A 15,141-nucleotide genomic window follows, 5' to 3' on the forward strand; every position below is an offset into this window, starting at 1 on the left:
TTCCCAAAACCGCTGCTAGGGCTTTACATTGGCACTTGTAGCGGTTTTGCGAGGGTCTGCGAAAAATCAGCGCTTCCCTAAACGCTGGTGATTTTTTAAACTGTTTAGTCCGCTCGCCCAACCGGGCAGCGCGCATCTTGCATTCGCTCCGAGGAATACCATGGCCCGCGTAACCGTTGAAGACTGCCTAGAACACGTGGATAACCGCTTTGAGCTGGTCATGCTCTCTACCAAGCGTGCCCGTCAATTGGCCACTGGCGGCAAAGAGCCCCTGGTCCAGTGGGAAAACGACAAGCCTACCGTTGTAGCCCTGCGTGAAATCGCTGAAGGCCTGATGAGCTACGAGTTCATCGCCAACGCCGAAATCGTTGAAGACGAACCGCTGTTTGCAGCGTTCGAGGACGAGTCCAACGAGGCCGTCTAAGCCTATGCCTGGTCGACGTAGCACGGCGCGGGGTCACAGCCAACGGCAGGAGTTAACACTTTGCCGAGCATAGACGCCCTCGCCGATCGCTTATCGGCCTACCTCGGCCCAGACCAGGTCAACCTGGTCCGCCGAGCGTATTTCTACGCCGAGCAAGCCCACGACGGCCAACGCCGCCGTAGCGGCGAGGCGTATGTCACGCATCCTCTTGCGGTGGCAAATATTCTGGCCGACATGCACATGGACCATCAGAGCCTGATGGCTGCGATGCTGCATGACGTGATTGAAGACACCGGCATCGCCAAGGAAGCGCTCAGCGCGCAATTTGGCGAAACCGTGGCCGAACTGGTCGACGGGGTCAGCAAACTGACCCAGATGAACTTCGAGACCAAGGCCGAAGCCCAGGCAGAAAACTTCCAGAAGATGGCCATGGCCATGGCCCGCGACATTCGGGTCATTCTGGTCAAGCTGGCCGACCGGCTGCACAACATGCGCACGCTGGAAGTGCTGTCCGGTGAAAAACGCCGGCGCATCGCCAAGGAAACCCTGGAAATCTACGCGCCCATCGCCAACCGGCTGGGCATGCATGCCATCCGTATCGAATTCGAAGACCTCGGCTTCAAGGCCATGCACCCCATGCGTTCGGCGCGCATCTACCAGGCGGTCAAGCGCGCCCGTGGCAACCGCAAGGAAATCGTCAACAAGATCGAAGAGTCGCTGAGCCATTGCCTGGCGATCGACGAGATTGAAGGCGAGGTCAGCGGCCGGCAGAAACACATCTACGGCATCTACAAGAAGATGCGCGGCAAGCGCCGGGCCTTCAACGAGATCATGGACGTGTATGCGTTCCGGATCATCGTCGACAAGGTCGATACCTGCTACCGCGTGCTGGGCGCTGTACATAATTTGTACAAACCCCTGCCAGGCCGCTTCAAGGACTACATCGCCATTCCCAAGGCCAACGGCTATCAGTCGCTGCATACCACGCTGTTCGGTATGCACGGGGTGCCGATCGAGATCCAGATCCGCACGCGGGAAATGGAAGAAATGGCCAACAACGGGATCGCCGCCCACTGGCTGTACAAATCCAGTGGCGACGAGCAACCCAAAGGCACTCATGCCCGCGCCCGCCAGTGGGTCAAAGGCGTGCTGGAAATGCAGCAACGTGCCGGCAACTCCCTGGAATTTATCGAAAGCGTGAAGATCGACCTGTTCCCGGACGAGGTCTACGTATTCACGCCAAAAGGCCGGATCATGGAGCTGCCCAAAGGCTCCACGGCGGTCGACTTTGCCTACGCGGTGCACACCGACGTCGGCAACAGCTGCATTGCCTGTCGGATCAACCGTCGTCTCGCGCCGCTGTCCGAACCGCTGCAAAGCGGCTCCACGGTCGAGATCGTCAGTGCACCCGGCGCGCGCCCGAACCCGGCCTGGCTCAACTTCGTGGTCACGGGTAAAGCGCGGACACACATCCGCCACGCGCTCAAACTGCAACGCCGCTCCGAATCCATCAGCCTGGGCGAACGCCTGCTGAACAAGGTGCTCAACGGATTCGACAGCGCCCTCGAAAAAATCCCGGCCGAGCGCGTGCAAGCGATGCTCCACGAGTACCGCCAGGAAACCATCGAAGACCTGCTGGAAGATATTGGCCTGGGCAACCGCATGGCCTATGTGGTCGCCCGCCGCCTGCTCGGCGAAGGCGAGCAGTTGCCAAGCCCCGAAGGCCCGCTGGCCATTCGCGGCACCGAAGGCCTGGTGCTCAGCTACGCCAAGTGCTGCACGCCGATCCCGGGCGACCCGATTGTCGGCCACTTGTCTGCCGGCAAAGGCATGGTGGTGCACCTGGACAACTGCCGCAATATCAGCGAAATCCGTCACAACCCCGAAAAATGCATCCAGCTCTCGTGGGCCAAGGATGTCACCGGCGAATTCAACGTCGAGCTGCGGGTGGAGCTGGAGCACCAGCGCGGCCTGATCGCCCTGCTGGCCAGCAGCGTCAACGCGGCCGACGGCAATATCGAGAAAATCAGCATGGATGAGCGCGATGGCCGCATCAGCGTGGTCCAGCTGGTGGTCAGCGTGCACGACCGCGTGCACCTGGCCCGCGTGATCAAGAAACTGCGCGCCCTGACGGGAGTGATCCGCATCACCCGCATGCGTGCATAGCCGTTCTCTTACAAGGAGTCACTCATGACCAAGACTGTTATCGCCAGCGACAAGGCCCCGGCCGCCATCGGTACTTACTCCCAGGCGATCAAGGCGGGCAACACCGTCTACATGTCCGGCCAGATCCCGCTGGACCCAAAGACCATGGAACTGGTTGAGGGCTTCGAAGCACAAACCGTACAAGTCTTCGAAAACCTCAAGTCCGTGGCCGAAGCCGCTGGCGGTTCGTTCAAGGACATCGTCAAGCTGAACATCTTCCTCACCGACCTGAGCCATTTCGCCAAGGTCAACGAGATCATGGGCAAGTACTTCGAACAGCCGTACCCAGCCCGCGCCGCCATCGGCGTTGCTGCCTTGCCCAAAGGCGCACAGGTTGAGATGGACGCGATTCTGGTCATCGAGTAAAACACCCGGCGCAGCCCCCAAGGGCTGCGCCGACTTCGTTTCAGAAGGATTTCGTAATGCGCAAAGCGCTTGTAGCCTCTTCGTTGCTCGCCCTGTTGCTCGGCGGCTGCGCCAGCAACCCCGCCGACCTGGATGTGAGCGGCACCTGGATCAACCAGGCCGCCATCAACGCGGCAGCCAAGGGCGGCCCTTTGCGTGAAGCCCTGCAATCCTTTGGCCCGAACCTCGAGTGGGAGGTCAACACCAAGGCTTCGCAGGCACGCTACTACAACGGTTTTGAAGTAGCGGAAGGCAAGTTGCTGGGTGAGAAATCCGGCGCCTGGAGCGTCGAGTTCTACGGCAGCTCGGCCACCGAACTCAAGCGCAAGGGCAAACAACTGCTGCAAGTGGCCAACGATAACGAGCCAGAACAAGTGTTCGCCCGCGCCAAAGACCCAGCCCCGGAGGGCGCGCCATTGGGCGCCAACTTCGAGCGGGCGCTGTATGCGGCCTATATGGGCGGCGACTGGAAGATTACCGACGGCAACGGCGACGGTGCCACGGTACAGTTCCAGGCCGACGGCAAGGTCGCTGGCCTGCCAGGCGTCGACCGGTACTCGCTGTGCCTGGCGGGAGACTGCGCCTCGATGAGCGGTGGCTATGACAGTATCTGGCTGCAACTGAACGGCCAGGGCAACCCGTGGATCTTCGTGCGCAAAGGCAAGCAGCTGGAAATTTTCCAGGCGGTGAACACCGCGCATACGGACGAAGTACCTTCGTTTACACCCGGCCCGCGACAGTGGTTGCTTGAAAAAAAATAGGCAGCCAAACACAAATCTAAATGTGGGAGCGGGCTTGCTCGCGAATACGGTGTAACAGTCAAATCATCAGTGACTGAACCACCGCATTCGCGAGCAAGCCCGCTCCCACATTTTTTAATCGCGTTTAGCCCTTTAGAATCGCTGCATACCCCTCGCGATAGGTCGGATACGTCGGCGCCCAGCCCAGCGCCTTGGCTCGGGCATTGCTGCATTGCTTGCTACCAGCCCGCCGTACACTTGCGTCATCCGCCCACTCGGTCACGCCCAGGTACTCGCGCAACCAGCCCACGACTTCCGCCAATGGCGCAGGCGCATCGTCGACGCCGATGTAGATCTTATCCAGCGAACCGCCCTGCTCCACATGCTGCAACAAAAAGGCGAGCAAGCCAGCGGCGTCATCCGCATGAATCCGGTTGCCATATAAAGGTGGATCAACCGCCACGCGATAGCCTTGGCGCACCTGGGTCAACAGCCATTCGCGGCCGGGACCATAGATCCCGGTCAACCGCACGATACTCGCCGCAATACCGCTGTTGAGGGCCACTTGCTCGGCCTCCAGCATCACCTGGCCCGAATATCCCTTCGCCAGGGTGTCGGAGGTTTCGTCGACCCACTCCCCATTCTGCTGGCCGTACACACTGCTGCTGGACACAAACAGCAGGTGCTTGGGTTCCTGGCCGTAGTCGCCCAGCCACTCCAATACATGCTGCAACCCTTGCACATACGCCGCGCGATAGCCGGCTTCATCGTGGTCCGTGGCAGCAGCGCAGTACACCAGGTAATCCACCCCGCCGATCGGCCAGGTGTCAGGACAATCCTTTTTGAACAGGTCGCCGGCAATGCCGATTACACCGTCGGGAAGCCGCGAGATATCGCGTCGCAGACCATGAACCTCCCATCCCGAGGCCAGCAATTGGCTAGCCAGCCGACTACCCACATCGCCGCAACCGGCAATTACAACAGAAGGCGCAGACATCACAAAACTCCATTCTTAAAGGCGCAGATTAGCCGCCAGAGATGACCAGCGGCCAGCAAAAGGACAAATTAAGTAACTGTATTACTTTTGTTAACAAGAATTACTTGCAATAATAACCCCCCCATTTGTCCTCGGCCTCCAAGGGTCTGGCAGGACGATCACTCATTTCTCTCTCAGGTCCGGCCAGCATGACACGTAATACAAACCCCGCTTCGCCAACCAAGCTTCACAGCCCATCCCGCGCCTGGCGTGCGATTGCTGCGCTGCTGTTCAGCGTACTGCTGGCACCGACCGCCGCATTCGCTGATGCCACCGCCCCAGCCACTCCGGCTGCTGCCGAGCACACGCCTGCAACCCCGAGTGCGCCTGTCGCAGCGCCGGTCGCTACCGACCCTGCCCAGGCTGCAAACCCAGCGCCTGTCGAAGACTCCGGTGTGGTACTCGAAGAAGACAACACCTTGGGCATGGCCCATGACCTATCGCCATGGGGCATGTACCAAAACGCCGACATCGTGGTGAAAGCCGTGATGATCGGCCTGGCCATCGCTTCGATCATTACCTGGACCATCTGGATCGCCAAGGGCTTCGAGCTGCTGGGCGCCAAGCGCCGCCTGCGCACTGAAATCGTCCACCTGAAAAAGGCCACCACCCTCAAGCAAGCCAGCGAAACGGCGACCAAGAAGGGCACCCTGGCCAACCTGCTGGTACAGGACGCGCTGGAAGAAATGCGCCTGTCGGCCAACACCCGCGAAAAAGAAGGCATCAAGGAACGCGTCAGCTTCCGCCTGGAGCGGCTGGTTGCAGCCTGTGGCCGTAACATGAGCAGCGGCACCGGCGTACTGGCCACCATTGGCTCCACCGCGCCTTTCGTCGGCCTGTTCGGTACCGTGTGGGGCATCATGAACAGCTTCATCGGCATCGCCAAAACCCAGACCACCAACCTCGCCGTCGTTGCCCCCGGCATCGCCGAAGCCCTGCTGGCAACGGCCCTGGGCCTGGTTGCGGCGATTCCTGCGGTGGTGATCTACAACGTCTTTGCCCGTTCGATTGCCGGCTACAAGGCCCAGGTATCGGACGCATCGGCAGAAGTCCTGCTGCTGGTCAGCCGCGACCTCGATCACCTGCCTACCGAGCGCAGCTCGCAACCGCACATGGTGAAAGTGGGGTAATCGGCCATGGGCCTGCATTTGAATCAAGGCGACGACGAACTCGTCGAGAACCACGAAATCAACGTCACGCCGTTTATCGACGTGATGCTGGTGCTGCTGATCATCTTCATGGTGGCGGCACCGCTGGCCACCGTGGACATCAAGGTCGACCTGCCCGCGTCCAGCGCAAAACCTGCGCCGCGGCCGGAAAAACCGATTTTCCTCAGCGTCAAAGCGGACCAGCGCCTGTTCCTGGGCGAAGAAGAAGTCAAAACTGAAACCCTGGGCCCGGTACTCGACGCCAAGACCCAGGGCAAGAAAGACACGACGATCTTCTTCCAGGCCGACAAGGGCGTGGACTACGGCGACCTGATGAGCGTGATGGATGCCCTGCGGGCAGCCGGCTACCTCAAGGTAGGCCTGGTCGGACTTGAGACGGCAGCCAAGAAATGATCACGACGCGCCACAAACTGACGCGTTATGGCACCAGCCTCGCCGTCGTGCTGGGCGTGCATGCCGTCGCGATCATCATCGCGCTCCAATGGTCCGCGCCACATCCGGTGCAACTGCCACCGGCGGCCATGGTCATCGACTTGGCGCCAATGCCCGCACCGCCGCCGCCGGCACCGCCCAAGGTGATTACGCCGCCGCAGCCGCCGGCACCGGTGGAAGAGCTGCCCCTGCCGAAAATGGCCGAGGCGCCCAAGCCAACAATCCAGGTACCCAAGCCGGTCAAGCCCAAACCGAAGCCTCAGCCACCCAAGCCAGTGGAGAAGAAGCCCGAGCCGCCCAAGGAAAAACCTTCCGAGGAGCCGCCGAGCGAAACCCCACCAACCAACACACCGGCTGAAAAATCGGCGCAGCCAGCTCCTGGCCCATCGCCACAACAGGTAGCGGCCAAAGCTTCCTGGGAAGGCACCCTGCTGGCGCACTTGCAGAAGTACAAGAAGTACCCGCCAGGTGCCCAACAGCGTGGCAAGGAAGGTTTGAACCGCCTGCGCTTTGTAGTCGATGCCGAAGGCAACGTGCTGTCTTACGAGTTGGTCGGCCGCTCCGGCAACGCTGACCTGGACCGAGCGACCCTGGACATGATCCGTCGTGCCCAGCCACTGCCCAAGCCACCGGCCGATATGTTGAAAGGTGGCAGCGTCGAAATCGTCGCGCCGTTTGTTTACAACATCGAAAAGCGTCGCCGATAACCCTCTCCGTGGGCACTCCAGGTGCCCACGGTTGCTTTTCCCCCTCCCATCGCTTCAAACCTGAACAGAGATTGAACAGGTTAAGCGTGCGCTCGATCTTCACTTGTAACATTTCAATACGAAGCTAATTATTCGCGAATGGTTCTCATTAGTGGATATTCGGCATGCCCGACCTTGCCCGATTGACTCTCGCCCTGCTCGCGCTACCTGTCGCCGCCCATGCGGATCGACTGGTCACAGTGGGCATTCAAAACCACACCTTCACACCCTCGAGCATCGAGGTGCCGGCGGGCGAACGTTTTCGCATCCAGCTCACCAGTCATGACGAGAGCGTCGATGAGTTCGAAAGCTATGACATGAAGTTCGAGAAGATCATCGTTCCCGGCAACACCGTCACCGTTTTCGCCGGCCCGCTGCACCCCGGCACCTACACCTTCTTCGATGACTACCACCCGGACCAGGCCAAAGGCACGGTCACCGCCGTCGCGCCGAAGGAGTAGGCCATGCTCGCTTGTTTATTGATTGTGTTTCGTGAAGTGCTGGAAGCCGGGATTGTGGTCGGGATTATCATGGCCGCCACTCAGGGCCTGGCACGACGCGGCCTGTTTATCGGCGGCGGGATCGCCGCCGGCGTGCTGGGTGCAGGCCTCCTCGCCCTGTTCACCGGAGCAATCACCCAGGCGCTGGAAGGGTTCGGTCAGGAAATCTTCAACGCGGCGATTCTGATTGTCGCGGTCATCATGCTCGGCTGGCACAACCTGTGGATGGCCACCCATGGTCGTGAATTGGCGACTCAACTGCGCAGCGCTGGCAGTGCCGTACTGCGTGGCGAAAAATCACTCTGGGCATTGGCCGTCGTGATCACCGTGGCGGTGTTGCGCGAAGGCTCGGAAATCGTGCTGTTCCTTTATGGCATTGCCGCCTCGACCCAGACCGACCCGCTCACAATGCTGACCGGCGGCGTACTCGGCATCATCGCCGGTGCAGCGCTTTCTTGGCTGCTGTATCGCGGCCTGATCGCCGTCAGCCTCAAGCGCCTGTTCTCGATTACCGCCTGGATGATCGCCCTGCTCGCCGCCGGTATGGCCGGGCGCGCGGCCGCGATACTGGCCGGTATCGACCTGATTCCTGCCTGGGGCTATCAGCTCTGGGACACCTCCTGGCTGGTTTCCGATGCCAGCCTCACCGGCAGAGCGCTGCAAGCGCTGGTGGGCTACACCGATCGACCGCTCGGTGTTCAGCTGGTTGCCTGGGTGGTCACGCTGCTACTCCTGGTCACGGGTAATCGATTGATTCATTCACGTTCCCCCTCCAAAGGAGCTGCCACATGAAATACCTGAGTAAACCATTGGCCACCGCGCTGGTGCTCGTCGGCGCTGCGTCCGTATCCGCCCTGGCCCAGGCCCGCGAATACCCGATTGGCGGGCCGGTACAAGCCAACGACATGGAAATCGCATCGTCCTATCTGGTGGGCATTGAGATGGCGCCTATGCCGCCAGGCATGGTCATGAGCAAGGATTCAGTGCACCTGGAAACCGACGTCCACGCCACCGCCGACAACAAGTACGGCCTGGCCAACGGAGAATGGGTACCGTACCTGACCATCACGTACTCCCTGGTCAAGCAAGGCGCGCCGGACTACAAGGAGATTGGCACCCTGCTGCCAATGGTCGCCAAAGACGGCGCACACTACGCCAACAACGTGAAGATGGACGGCCCTGGCACCTACACCGTCGTACTGCGCTACGAAAGCCCGCAAATCAAGGGTTTCTTCCACCATGTCGACAAAGAAACCGGTGTGCCCGAGTGGTGGTCTCCCTTCACCGAAACCTTTACATTCAAGTACCCACAGAGCTAAACGCGTACTTACGACACTCGATTACTGGGTGTCGTAAACACCACCGTGTCTGATAACGTGCGTCTATCGATTGCAGCCGGTATGCTTGGCCCGCAACCTCATGGACGCCCGCTATGACTCTTACAGAATTACGCTACATCGTGACCCTCGCCCAAGAACAGCACTTCGGCCATGCGGCCGAGCGTTGCCATGTCAGCCAGCCGACGCTGTCGGTGGGCGTGAAAAAGCTTGAAGACGAACTCGGTGTGCTGATTTTTGAGCGCAGCAAGAGCGCCGTGCGCCTCACGCCAGTGGGCGAAGGCATTGTTGCCCAGGCCCAGAAGGTACTGGAACAAGCCCAAAGCATTCGCGAGCTGGCCCAGGCCGGCAAGAACCAGCTGACCGCACCGCTGAAAGTCGGCGCCATCTATACCGTCGGCCCGTACCTGTTCCCGCACCTGATCCCGCAACTGCACCGCGTTGCGCCGCAGATGCCGCTGTATATCGAAGAAAACTTCACTCACGTACTGCGCGACAAACTGCGCAACGGCGAGCTGGACGCGATCATCATCGCCCTGCCGTTCAACGAGGCAGACGTGTTGACCCTGCCGCTCTACGACGAGCCGTTCTATGTATTGATGCCGGCCTCACACCCGTGGACACAGAAAGACACCATCGACGCCGGCCTGCTCAACGACAAGAGCTTGCTGCTGCTCGGTGAAGGCCACTGCTTCCGCGACCAGGTACTGGAAGCCTGCCCGACCCTGACCAAGGGCAACGACGGCGCCAAGCACACCACCGTGGAATCCAGCTCCCTGGAAACCATTCGGCACATGGTGGCTTCCGGCCTGGGCATCTCGATCCTGCCGCTGTCGGCAGTCGACAGCCATCACTACGCCCCTGGCGTGATTGCTGTGCGCCCACTCACGCCGCCCGTGCCGTTCCGTACCGTGGCCATTGCCTGGCGTGCCAGCTTCCCGCGGCCCAAGGCCATTGAGATCCTCGCCGACTCGATCCGCCTGTGCTCGGTGGCCAAGCCGCCTGCTGCGAGCTAAGCAAGCGTATGACTGAGCTGTCGCGAGTGTCGGTGACGGCACTCAAAGGTGTCGGTGAAGCCATGGCCGAGAAGTTGGCCAAGGTCGGCCTGGAGAACCTCCAGGACGTGCTGTTTCACCTACCCCTGCGTTATCAGGACCGCACACGTGTGGTGCCCATCGGCCAGTTGCGCCCGGGGCAGGACGCCGTGGTTGAAGGCACCGTCAGCGGTGCCGATGTGGTAATGGGCAAGCGCCGCAGTCTGGTCGTACGGCTGCAGGACGGTACCGGCGGGCTGAGCCTGCGCTTCTATCACTTCAGCAATGCACAAAAGGAAGGCCTCAAGCGTGGCACCCGCGTGCGCTGTTACGGTGAAGCCCGGCCTGGCGCCTCGGGCCTGGAAATCTATCACCCGGAGTACCGCGCTATCACCGGCGACGAGCCGCCTCCGGTCGATACCACGCTCACGCCGATCTACCCGCTGACCGAAGGCCTGACACAGCAACGCCTGCGCCAACTGTGCATGCAGACCCTGACCCTGCTCGGCCCGAAAAGCCTGCCCGACTGGCTGCCCCTGGAACTGGCCCGCGACTATCAACTGGCGCCGCTGGACGATGCGATTCGCTACCTGCACAACCCGCCAGCCGATGCCGATGTCGACGAACTCGCGCTCGGTCATCATTGGGCACAACACCGCCTGGCCTTCGAAGAACTGCTGACCCACCAGCTGTCTCAGCAACGCCTGCGCGAGAGCATGCGTTCGCTGCGCGCCCCCGCGATGCCCAAGGCCACGCGCCTGCCGGCGCAATACCTGGCCAACCTCGGCTTTGCGCCAACGGGCGCCCAGCAACGTGTGGGCAATGAAATTGCCTATGACCTCAGCCAGCACGAACCGATGCTGCGGCTGATCCAGGGCGATGTGGGCGCGGGCAAGACCGTGGTCGCCGCCCTCGCCGCCTTGCAAGCATTGGAAGCCGGTTACCAAGTGGCGCTGATGGCGCCCACCGAGATCCTCGCCGAACAACATTTCATCACCTTCAAGCGCTGGCTCGAACCGCTGGGCCTGGAAGTGGCGTGGCTGGCGGGCAAGCTCAAGGGCAAGGTCCGCGCGGCGGCACTGGAACAGATCGCCGGTGGTGCACCGATGGTGGTGGGCACCCACGCGTTGTTCCAGGACGAAGTGCAGTTCAAGAACCTCGCACTGGTGATTATCGACGAACAGCATCGTTTCGGCGTGCAGCAGCGCCTGGCATTGCGCCAGAAAGGTGTGGGCGGGCGCATGAACCCGCATCAACTGATCATGACCGCCACGCCGATCCCGCGCACGCTGGCCATGAGCGCCTACGCCGATCTCGACACGTCAATTCTGGATGAGCTGCCGCCGGGCCGCACGCCAGTCAACACCGTGCTGGTCACCGACACGCGGCGTGTGGAAGTGATCGAGCGCGTGCGCGGCGCCTGCGCCGAAGGGCGTCAGGCCTACTGGGTGTGCACGCTGATTGAAGAGTCCGAAGAACTGACCTGCCAGGCCGCCGAAACCACCTATGAAGACCTCACCAGTGCCTTGGGCGAGCTCAAGGTCGGGCTGATCCACGGCCGCATGAAGCCAGCGGAAAAAGCCGCCGTGATGGCCGAATTCAAGGCCGGCAACCTGCAACTGCTGGTGGCCACCACCGTGATCGAGGTCGGTGTGGACGTGCCCAACGCCAGCCTGATGATTATCGAAAACCCCGAGCGCCTGGGCCTCGCCCAACTGCACCAGTTACGCGGCCGCGTTGGCCGGGGCAGCGCAGCCAGCCACTGTGTGCTGCTCTACCACCCGCCGCTGTCACAGATCGGCCGTCAGCGCCTGGGCATCATGCGCGAAACCAACGATGGTTTTATCATCGCCGAAAAAGACCTTGAACTGCGCGGCCCCGGCGAAATGCTCGGCACCCGCCAGACCGGCCTGCTGCAATTCAAGGTCGCCGACCTGATGCGCGACGCCGACCTCTTGCCCGCCGTGCGTGATGCGGCGCAAGCGCTGCTTGAGCGCTGGCCGGATCACGTCAGCCCGTTGCTCGATCGTTGGCTCAGGCATGGGCAGCAATACGGCCAAGTGTGACGCCTGACTCACTTATCCAACCAACAGTTGTATCAAGCTGGTTATACTTCGATGACTGTAAGAAATTGGATCAGGCCATGTCAGAAGTCGCCCTCGCCACAGCCCCACTGACCGCCCCGCCGGTCATTCGGGCTCTGCTCGCAAAGCTCGCCATCCCTTACACGGAGGTTGTCGAACAGCCTGGCCTGAATCCCGCGCAAAAAGTCCAGGCAGTGTTGCTGGAAGACGCCGTCGGCGCGCTCATGGTGTTGTTCCCGCAAAGCCAGTTGCTTGACCTCAACCGTCTCGCCGAACTGACCGGCCGCCGCCTCATAGCCGTGTCGCCGGAGCGCATCGAGCGCATGTTGGCCAAGCATGATCTGAGCCTGCTGCCCGGACTGCCGGCACTGACCAGCTCGCCTTGCCTGTACGAAGGCAGCCTGCTCAGCGAGCCAAGCCTGCTGGTGCACTCAGGCGAAGCCGGGCTGCTGCTGGAAATCGCCAGCGGCGACTTCAAGACCATGCTCACCAAGGCCAGCGCCGGGCACTTCGGCGAACCGTTGAGTAACATCCGCCCCAACCTCGACCGCCCCAATGATGACCGCGAGGAAATCACCCAGGCCATGCAGGCTTTCACCGCTCGCCGAATCCAGCAGCGCCTGGAAGCAACTATCGAGATTCCACCCCTGGCCGACACGGCGCAGAAGATTATCAAGCTACGTGTCGACCCCAACGCCACCATCGATGACATCACCGGCGTAGTCGAGACCGACCCGGCCTTGGCCGCCCAAGTGGTGAGCTGGGCGGCGTCGCCGTACTACGCGTCGCCAGGCAAGATTCGTTCAGTGGAAGACGCCATTGTGCGCGTGCTCGGCTTTGATCTGGTGATCAACCTGGCACTGGGCCTGGCCTTGGGCAAAACCCTGAGCCTGCCGAAAGACCACCCGCACCAGGCCACGCCGTACTGGCACCAGTCGATCTACACCGCCGCCGTAATCGAAGGCCTGACGCGCGCCATGCCCCGCGCCCAGCGCCCGGAAGCTGGCCTGACTTACCTGGCCGGCTTGCTGCACAACTTCGGTTATCTGCTGCTGGCCCACGTGTTTCCGCCGCACTTTTCGCTGATCTGCCGCCACCTCGAGGTCAACCCGCACCTGTGCCACAGCTATGTCGAGCAACACTTGCTGGGCATCAGCCGCGAGCAGATCGGCGCCTGGCTGATGCGCTACTGGGACATGCCAGACGAGCTGTCCACCGCCCTGCGCTTCCAGCACGACCCGACCTATGACGGGCAATATGCTGAATATCCGAATCTGGTGTGTTTGGCTGTGCGCTTGTTGCGCAGCCGTGGCATTGGCTCCGGGCCGGATGAGGCGATTCCGGATGCGCTGCTTGAGCGTCTGGGCTTGAGCCGTGACAAGGCTGAGGAAGTGGTCGGCAAGGTGTTGGATGCCGAGGTGCTGTTGCGTGAGCTGGCATCGCAGTTCAGCCAGGGCTGACACTGTCGCCTGATAAACCGCTATCGCACGCAAGCCAGCTCCCACATTCAACTGCATTCCAACGGTGCAGCTCGGTCGAATGTGGGAGCGGGCTTGCTCGCGAATGCAGGCGGCTCGGTATTACTGAATAACCTTCAGCCCTTCTTCTTTTTCTTCGGCTTCAAATACTTGGTCAGCCCCTGGAACCAGATCACCAGCGCCGGGTTGCCCTTGATCTGGATCGATTTGTCCTGAATCCCCGTCATGAACGCCAGTTGCTTGTTCTTCGCCTGCATCGTGGCGAAGCCGTAGGCCGCATCTTTGAAAGCAATGGCAAATGCCGGTGCAGGGTGAACCCCTGAACGGCTGGTGATGCGCTGGTCTTTGACGATGAAGTGACGGGCAACCTTGCCGTCGAGGGTCTGCAACTGGAACGCCAGGTCTTTGTCACCCAGTTGTTGCTGGAAAGCGGGGTTGGTGCGGCTGGCTTTGCCCATCATCAGGCCAAGCACCCACAGCAGAAGACGAAATTTCATGCACACGGCCTCGGTGTATTTATTAAGTGGCCGCAGCAGTGTAACGATTTGCAGAAGGAACGCCACCGATCTCGTGCTTTAGCAGGAGATCGGTTGGCGTTTAACGCTTATAGCAACATGTTGCTTAAACGTTAGGGCAAGGCACCGGCGCCCAGTCGGCGAGGTTTGGATCGCGGCAAGTGCCTTCGATCTGTGCTTTACCGGCGCTGGCGACCTGCTTGCTTTCAGCTTGTTTGGCCTGGACGGTCTGGATGCTCTTCTCGGTGGTCACCGCTTCTTTCGGCACGGTTGGCAATACCGGCTTCTTCGCAACTTTTGCCGGCGTCTTGCCCTTCTTGGCCGGCACGACTGGCGGCGTCACGTCTGCCTGGGCAACGGTTACCACGTCGTTGCGCTGCACACCGACTTGCTGCAGGTCTTTCTCGTAGGCCTGGGTGTAGTTATTCAGGTCTTCGCTGGCTTTACCGTTGACCGCAACGATCAGGTCATTGGATTCCTTCAAGCCTGCAACGATTTCCGCCAGGCGCTTGCGGCCTTCGGTGTCGTTGACGGTCTTGGCTTTACGATCGGTCACCAGCTTGGTGAACGCGCTCTGATAGCACTGCTGGGACGCCTTGGCGTAGGCGGTGCTACGGTCGATGTCGGAAGCGCTTTTGTTGAAGTCCGTGGAGTAGGACGCGATGCGCTGGTTGTCATCCGTGATCTGCTTCTGACGCTCGGTGTAGTAACCCGCTGCGCCGCCGGCCAGGGCGCCGCCCGCTGCACCGATAGCGGCGTTACGGCCGCGCTTTTCGGAGTCGCCGGTCAGGGCACCCAACAGAGCACCGCCGGCCGCGCCGAGGGCCGCACCGGTCACAACCGACTTGGTCATGTTCGAATCGGTCGCGCGCAAGTGCTGCACCGGCTCGTAGCAGTTCGGGTAGTACTCGACCTTGGTGCTTGACGCGACCTTGGAGGCCGGCGACGTGGCGCAACCAGTCAACACGGTGCTAAAACCGGCTGCGATCAGCAGCAGGTGACGCTTGGAAACCGCCTTACGGGAAAAAAGCATAGG

Annotated in this window: 16 protein-coding genes; 13 read left to right on the forward strand and 3 right to left on the reverse strand. The window is 61.1% G+C overall.

Annotated features, from left to right (window positions below; all coding sequences use genetic code 11):
• Positions 1 to 160 precede the first annotated feature (160 nt).
• The 4 genes from rpoZ to ACLBW8_RS09235 are packed head-to-tail and all read left to right on the forward strand — an operon-like array spanning position 161 to position 3,795.
• Positions 161 to 424, forward strand: a complete 264-nt coding sequence (rpoZ, locus tag ACLBW8_RS09220; RefSeq protein ID WP_003176920.1) for a DNA-directed RNA polymerase subunit omega — start codon at positions 161 to 163, stop codon at positions 422 to 424.
• Positions 425 to 484: 60 nt separating this feature from the next.
• Positions 485 to 2,590 carry a bifunctional GTP diphosphokinase/guanosine-3',5'-bis pyrophosphate 3'-pyrophosphohydrolase gene (spoT, locus tag ACLBW8_RS09225; protein ID WP_053258667.1) on the forward strand — a complete coding sequence of 702 codons (2,106 nt, stop codon included), beginning with the start codon at positions 485 to 487 and terminating at the stop codon, positions 2,588 to 2,590.
• A 24-nt stretch (positions 2,591 to 2,614) separates the two neighbouring features.
• Positions 2,615 to 2,995 carry a RidA family protein gene (locus tag ACLBW8_RS09230; RefSeq protein WP_447805208.1) on the forward strand — a complete coding sequence of 127 codons (381 nt, stop codon included), beginning with the start codon at positions 2,615 to 2,617 and terminating at the stop codon, positions 2,993 to 2,995.
• A 56-nt stretch (positions 2,996 to 3,051) separates the two neighbouring features.
• Positions 3,052 to 3,795, forward strand: coding sequence for a hypothetical protein (locus ACLBW8_RS09235; RefSeq protein WP_447805209.1), 744 nt, complete (start codon positions 3,052 to 3,054; stop codon positions 3,793 to 3,795).
• Between the two features lie 124 nt (positions 3,796 to 3,919).
• Here the strand turns inward: ACLBW8_RS09235 and ACLBW8_RS09240 are convergent, their stop codons facing one another.
• Positions 3,920 to 4,771, reverse strand: coding sequence for an SDR family oxidoreductase (locus tag ACLBW8_RS09240; protein WP_447805210.1), 852 nt, complete (start codon positions 4,769 to 4,771; stop codon positions 3,920 to 3,922).
• A 188-nt stretch (positions 4,772 to 4,959) separates the two neighbouring features.
• On the opposite strand from ACLBW8_RS09240, the gene exbB reads away from it, so the two are divergent.
• The 9 genes from exbB to ACLBW8_RS09285 all read left to right on the forward strand — a co-directional run bounded on the left by exbB (position 4,960) and on the right by ACLBW8_RS09285 (position 13,572).
• The gene (exbB, locus tag ACLBW8_RS09245; RefSeq protein ID WP_447805211.1) at positions 4,960 to 5,940 is read left to right on the forward strand and encodes a tonB-system energizer ExbB; all 981 of its coding nucleotides are present in this window, start codon (positions 4,960 to 4,962) and stop codon (positions 5,938 to 5,940) included.
• A gap of 6 nt (positions 5,941 to 5,946) precedes the next feature.
• Positions 5,947 to 6,372 (forward strand): TonB system transport protein ExbD, encoded by a 426-nt coding sequence (exbD, locus tag ACLBW8_RS09250; RefSeq protein ID WP_017526806.1) that lies wholly within the window; start codon positions 5,947 to 5,949, stop codon positions 6,370 to 6,372.
• Positions 6,369 to 7,118 (forward strand): energy transducer TonB family protein, encoded by a 750-nt coding sequence (locus ACLBW8_RS09255; protein WP_064454729.1) that lies wholly within the window; start codon positions 6,369 to 6,371, stop codon positions 7,116 to 7,118. Before exbD ends, ACLBW8_RS09255 begins: the two co-directional genes overlap by 4 nt.
• A gap of 164 nt (positions 7,119 to 7,282) precedes the next feature.
• Entirely contained in the window at positions 7,283 to 7,618 is a 336-nt protein-coding gene (locus ACLBW8_RS09260) for a cupredoxin domain-containing protein (protein ID WP_064454730.1), read from the forward strand.
• A gap of 3 nt (positions 7,619 to 7,621) precedes the next feature.
• Complete coding sequence (locus tag ACLBW8_RS09265; RefSeq protein ID WP_128589680.1) at positions 7,622 to 8,449, forward strand: FTR1 family iron permease; 828 nt, start codon at positions 7,622 to 7,624, stop codon at positions 8,447 to 8,449.
• Positions 8,446 to 8,976 carry an iron transporter gene (locus ACLBW8_RS09270; protein WP_064454732.1) on the forward strand — a complete coding sequence of 177 codons (531 nt, stop codon included), beginning with the start codon at positions 8,446 to 8,448 and terminating at the stop codon, positions 8,974 to 8,976. Before ACLBW8_RS09265 ends, ACLBW8_RS09270 begins: the two co-directional genes overlap by 4 nt.
• Before the next feature lie 113 nt (positions 8,977 to 9,089).
• On the forward strand, positions 9,090 to 10,010 hold the full coding sequence (locus tag ACLBW8_RS09275; protein WP_003213305.1) for a hydrogen peroxide-inducible genes activator: 921 nt from the start codon (positions 9,090 to 9,092) through the stop codon (positions 10,008 to 10,010).
• A gap of 8 nt (positions 10,011 to 10,018) precedes the next feature.
• Positions 10,019 to 12,094 (forward strand): ATP-dependent DNA helicase RecG, encoded by a 2,076-nt coding sequence (recG, locus tag ACLBW8_RS09280; protein ID WP_221295902.1) that lies wholly within the window; start codon positions 10,019 to 10,021, stop codon positions 12,092 to 12,094.
• Positions 12,095 to 12,171: 77 nt separating this feature from the next.
• On the forward strand, positions 12,172 to 13,572 hold the full coding sequence (locus ACLBW8_RS09285; RefSeq protein WP_447805212.1) for an aminoacyl-tRNA deacylase and HDOD domain-containing protein: 1,401 nt from the start codon (positions 12,172 to 12,174) through the stop codon (positions 13,570 to 13,572).
• A gap of 134 nt (positions 13,573 to 13,706) precedes the next feature.
• On the opposite strand, the gene ACLBW8_RS09290 is transcribed toward ACLBW8_RS09285, so the two are convergent.
• Positions 13,707 to 14,087 carry a hypothetical protein gene (locus ACLBW8_RS09290; protein ID WP_064455030.1) on the reverse strand — a complete coding sequence of 127 codons (381 nt, stop codon included), beginning with the start codon at positions 14,085 to 14,087 and terminating at the stop codon, positions 13,707 to 13,709.
• Between the two features lie 124 nt (positions 14,088 to 14,211).
• Positions 14,212 to 15,138 carry a type VI secretion system-associated lipoprotein TagQ gene (gene tagQ / locus ACLBW8_RS09295; RefSeq protein ID WP_128589686.1) on the reverse strand — a complete coding sequence of 309 codons (927 nt, stop codon included), beginning with the start codon at positions 15,136 to 15,138 and terminating at the stop codon, positions 14,212 to 14,214.
• Positions 15,139 to 15,141: the final 3 nt, after the last annotated feature.

It is taken from the genome of Pseudomonas sp. M5A4_2d (assembly GCF_053345295.1).

Excerpts from the sequence above, each read along its gene's own strand:
- ACLBW8_RS09275 (WP_003213305.1), top strand. The coding sequence starts at position 9,090 with ATGACTCTTACAGAATTACGCTACATCGTGACCCTCGCCCAAGAACAG.
- rpoZ (WP_003176920.1), top strand. The coding sequence starts at position 161 with ATGGCCCGCGTAACCGTTGAAGACTGCCTAGAACACGTGGATAACCGC.
- exbB (WP_447805211.1), top strand. The coding sequence starts at position 4,960 with ATGACACGTAATACAAACCCCGCTTCGCCAACCAAGCTTCACAGCCCA.
- exbD (WP_017526806.1), top strand. The coding sequence starts at position 5,947 with ATGGGCCTGCATTTGAATCAAGGCGACGACGAACTCGTCGAGAACCAC.
- ACLBW8_RS09240 (WP_447805210.1), bottom strand. The coding sequence starts at position 4,771 with ATGTCTGCGCCTTCTGTTGTAATTGCCGGTTGCGGCGATGTGGGTAGT.
- ACLBW8_RS09270 (WP_064454732.1), top strand. The coding sequence starts at position 8,446 with ATGAAATACCTGAGTAAACCATTGGCCACCGCGCTGGTGCTCGTCGGC.
- ACLBW8_RS09290 (WP_064455030.1), bottom strand. The coding sequence starts at position 14,087 with ATGAAATTTCGTCTTCTGCTGTGGGTGCTTGGCCTGATGATGGGCAAA.
- ACLBW8_RS09235 (WP_447805209.1), top strand. The coding sequence starts at position 3,052 with ATGCGCAAAGCGCTTGTAGCCTCTTCGTTGCTCGCCCTGTTGCTCGGC.
- ACLBW8_RS09285 (WP_447805212.1), top strand. The coding sequence starts at position 12,172 with ATGTCAGAAGTCGCCCTCGCCACAGCCCCACTGACCGCCCCGCCGGTC.
- recG (WP_221295902.1), top strand. The coding sequence starts at position 10,019 with ATGACTGAGCTGTCGCGAGTGTCGGTGACGGCACTCAAAGGTGTCGGT.
- ACLBW8_RS09230 (WP_447805208.1), top strand. The coding sequence starts at position 2,615 with ATGACCAAGACTGTTATCGCCAGCGACAAGGCCCCGGCCGCCATCGGT.
- ACLBW8_RS09255 (WP_064454729.1), top strand. The coding sequence starts at position 6,369 with ATGATCACGACGCGCCACAAACTGACGCGTTATGGCACCAGCCTCGCC.
- ACLBW8_RS09265 (WP_128589680.1), top strand. The coding sequence starts at position 7,622 with ATGCTCGCTTGTTTATTGATTGTGTTTCGTGAAGTGCTGGAAGCCGGG.
- tagQ (WP_128589686.1), bottom strand. The coding sequence starts at position 15,138 with ATGCTTTTTTCCCGTAAGGCGGTTTCCAAGCGTCACCTGCTGCTGATC.
- ACLBW8_RS09260 (WP_064454730.1), top strand. The coding sequence starts at position 7,283 with ATGCCCGACCTTGCCCGATTGACTCTCGCCCTGCTCGCGCTACCTGTC.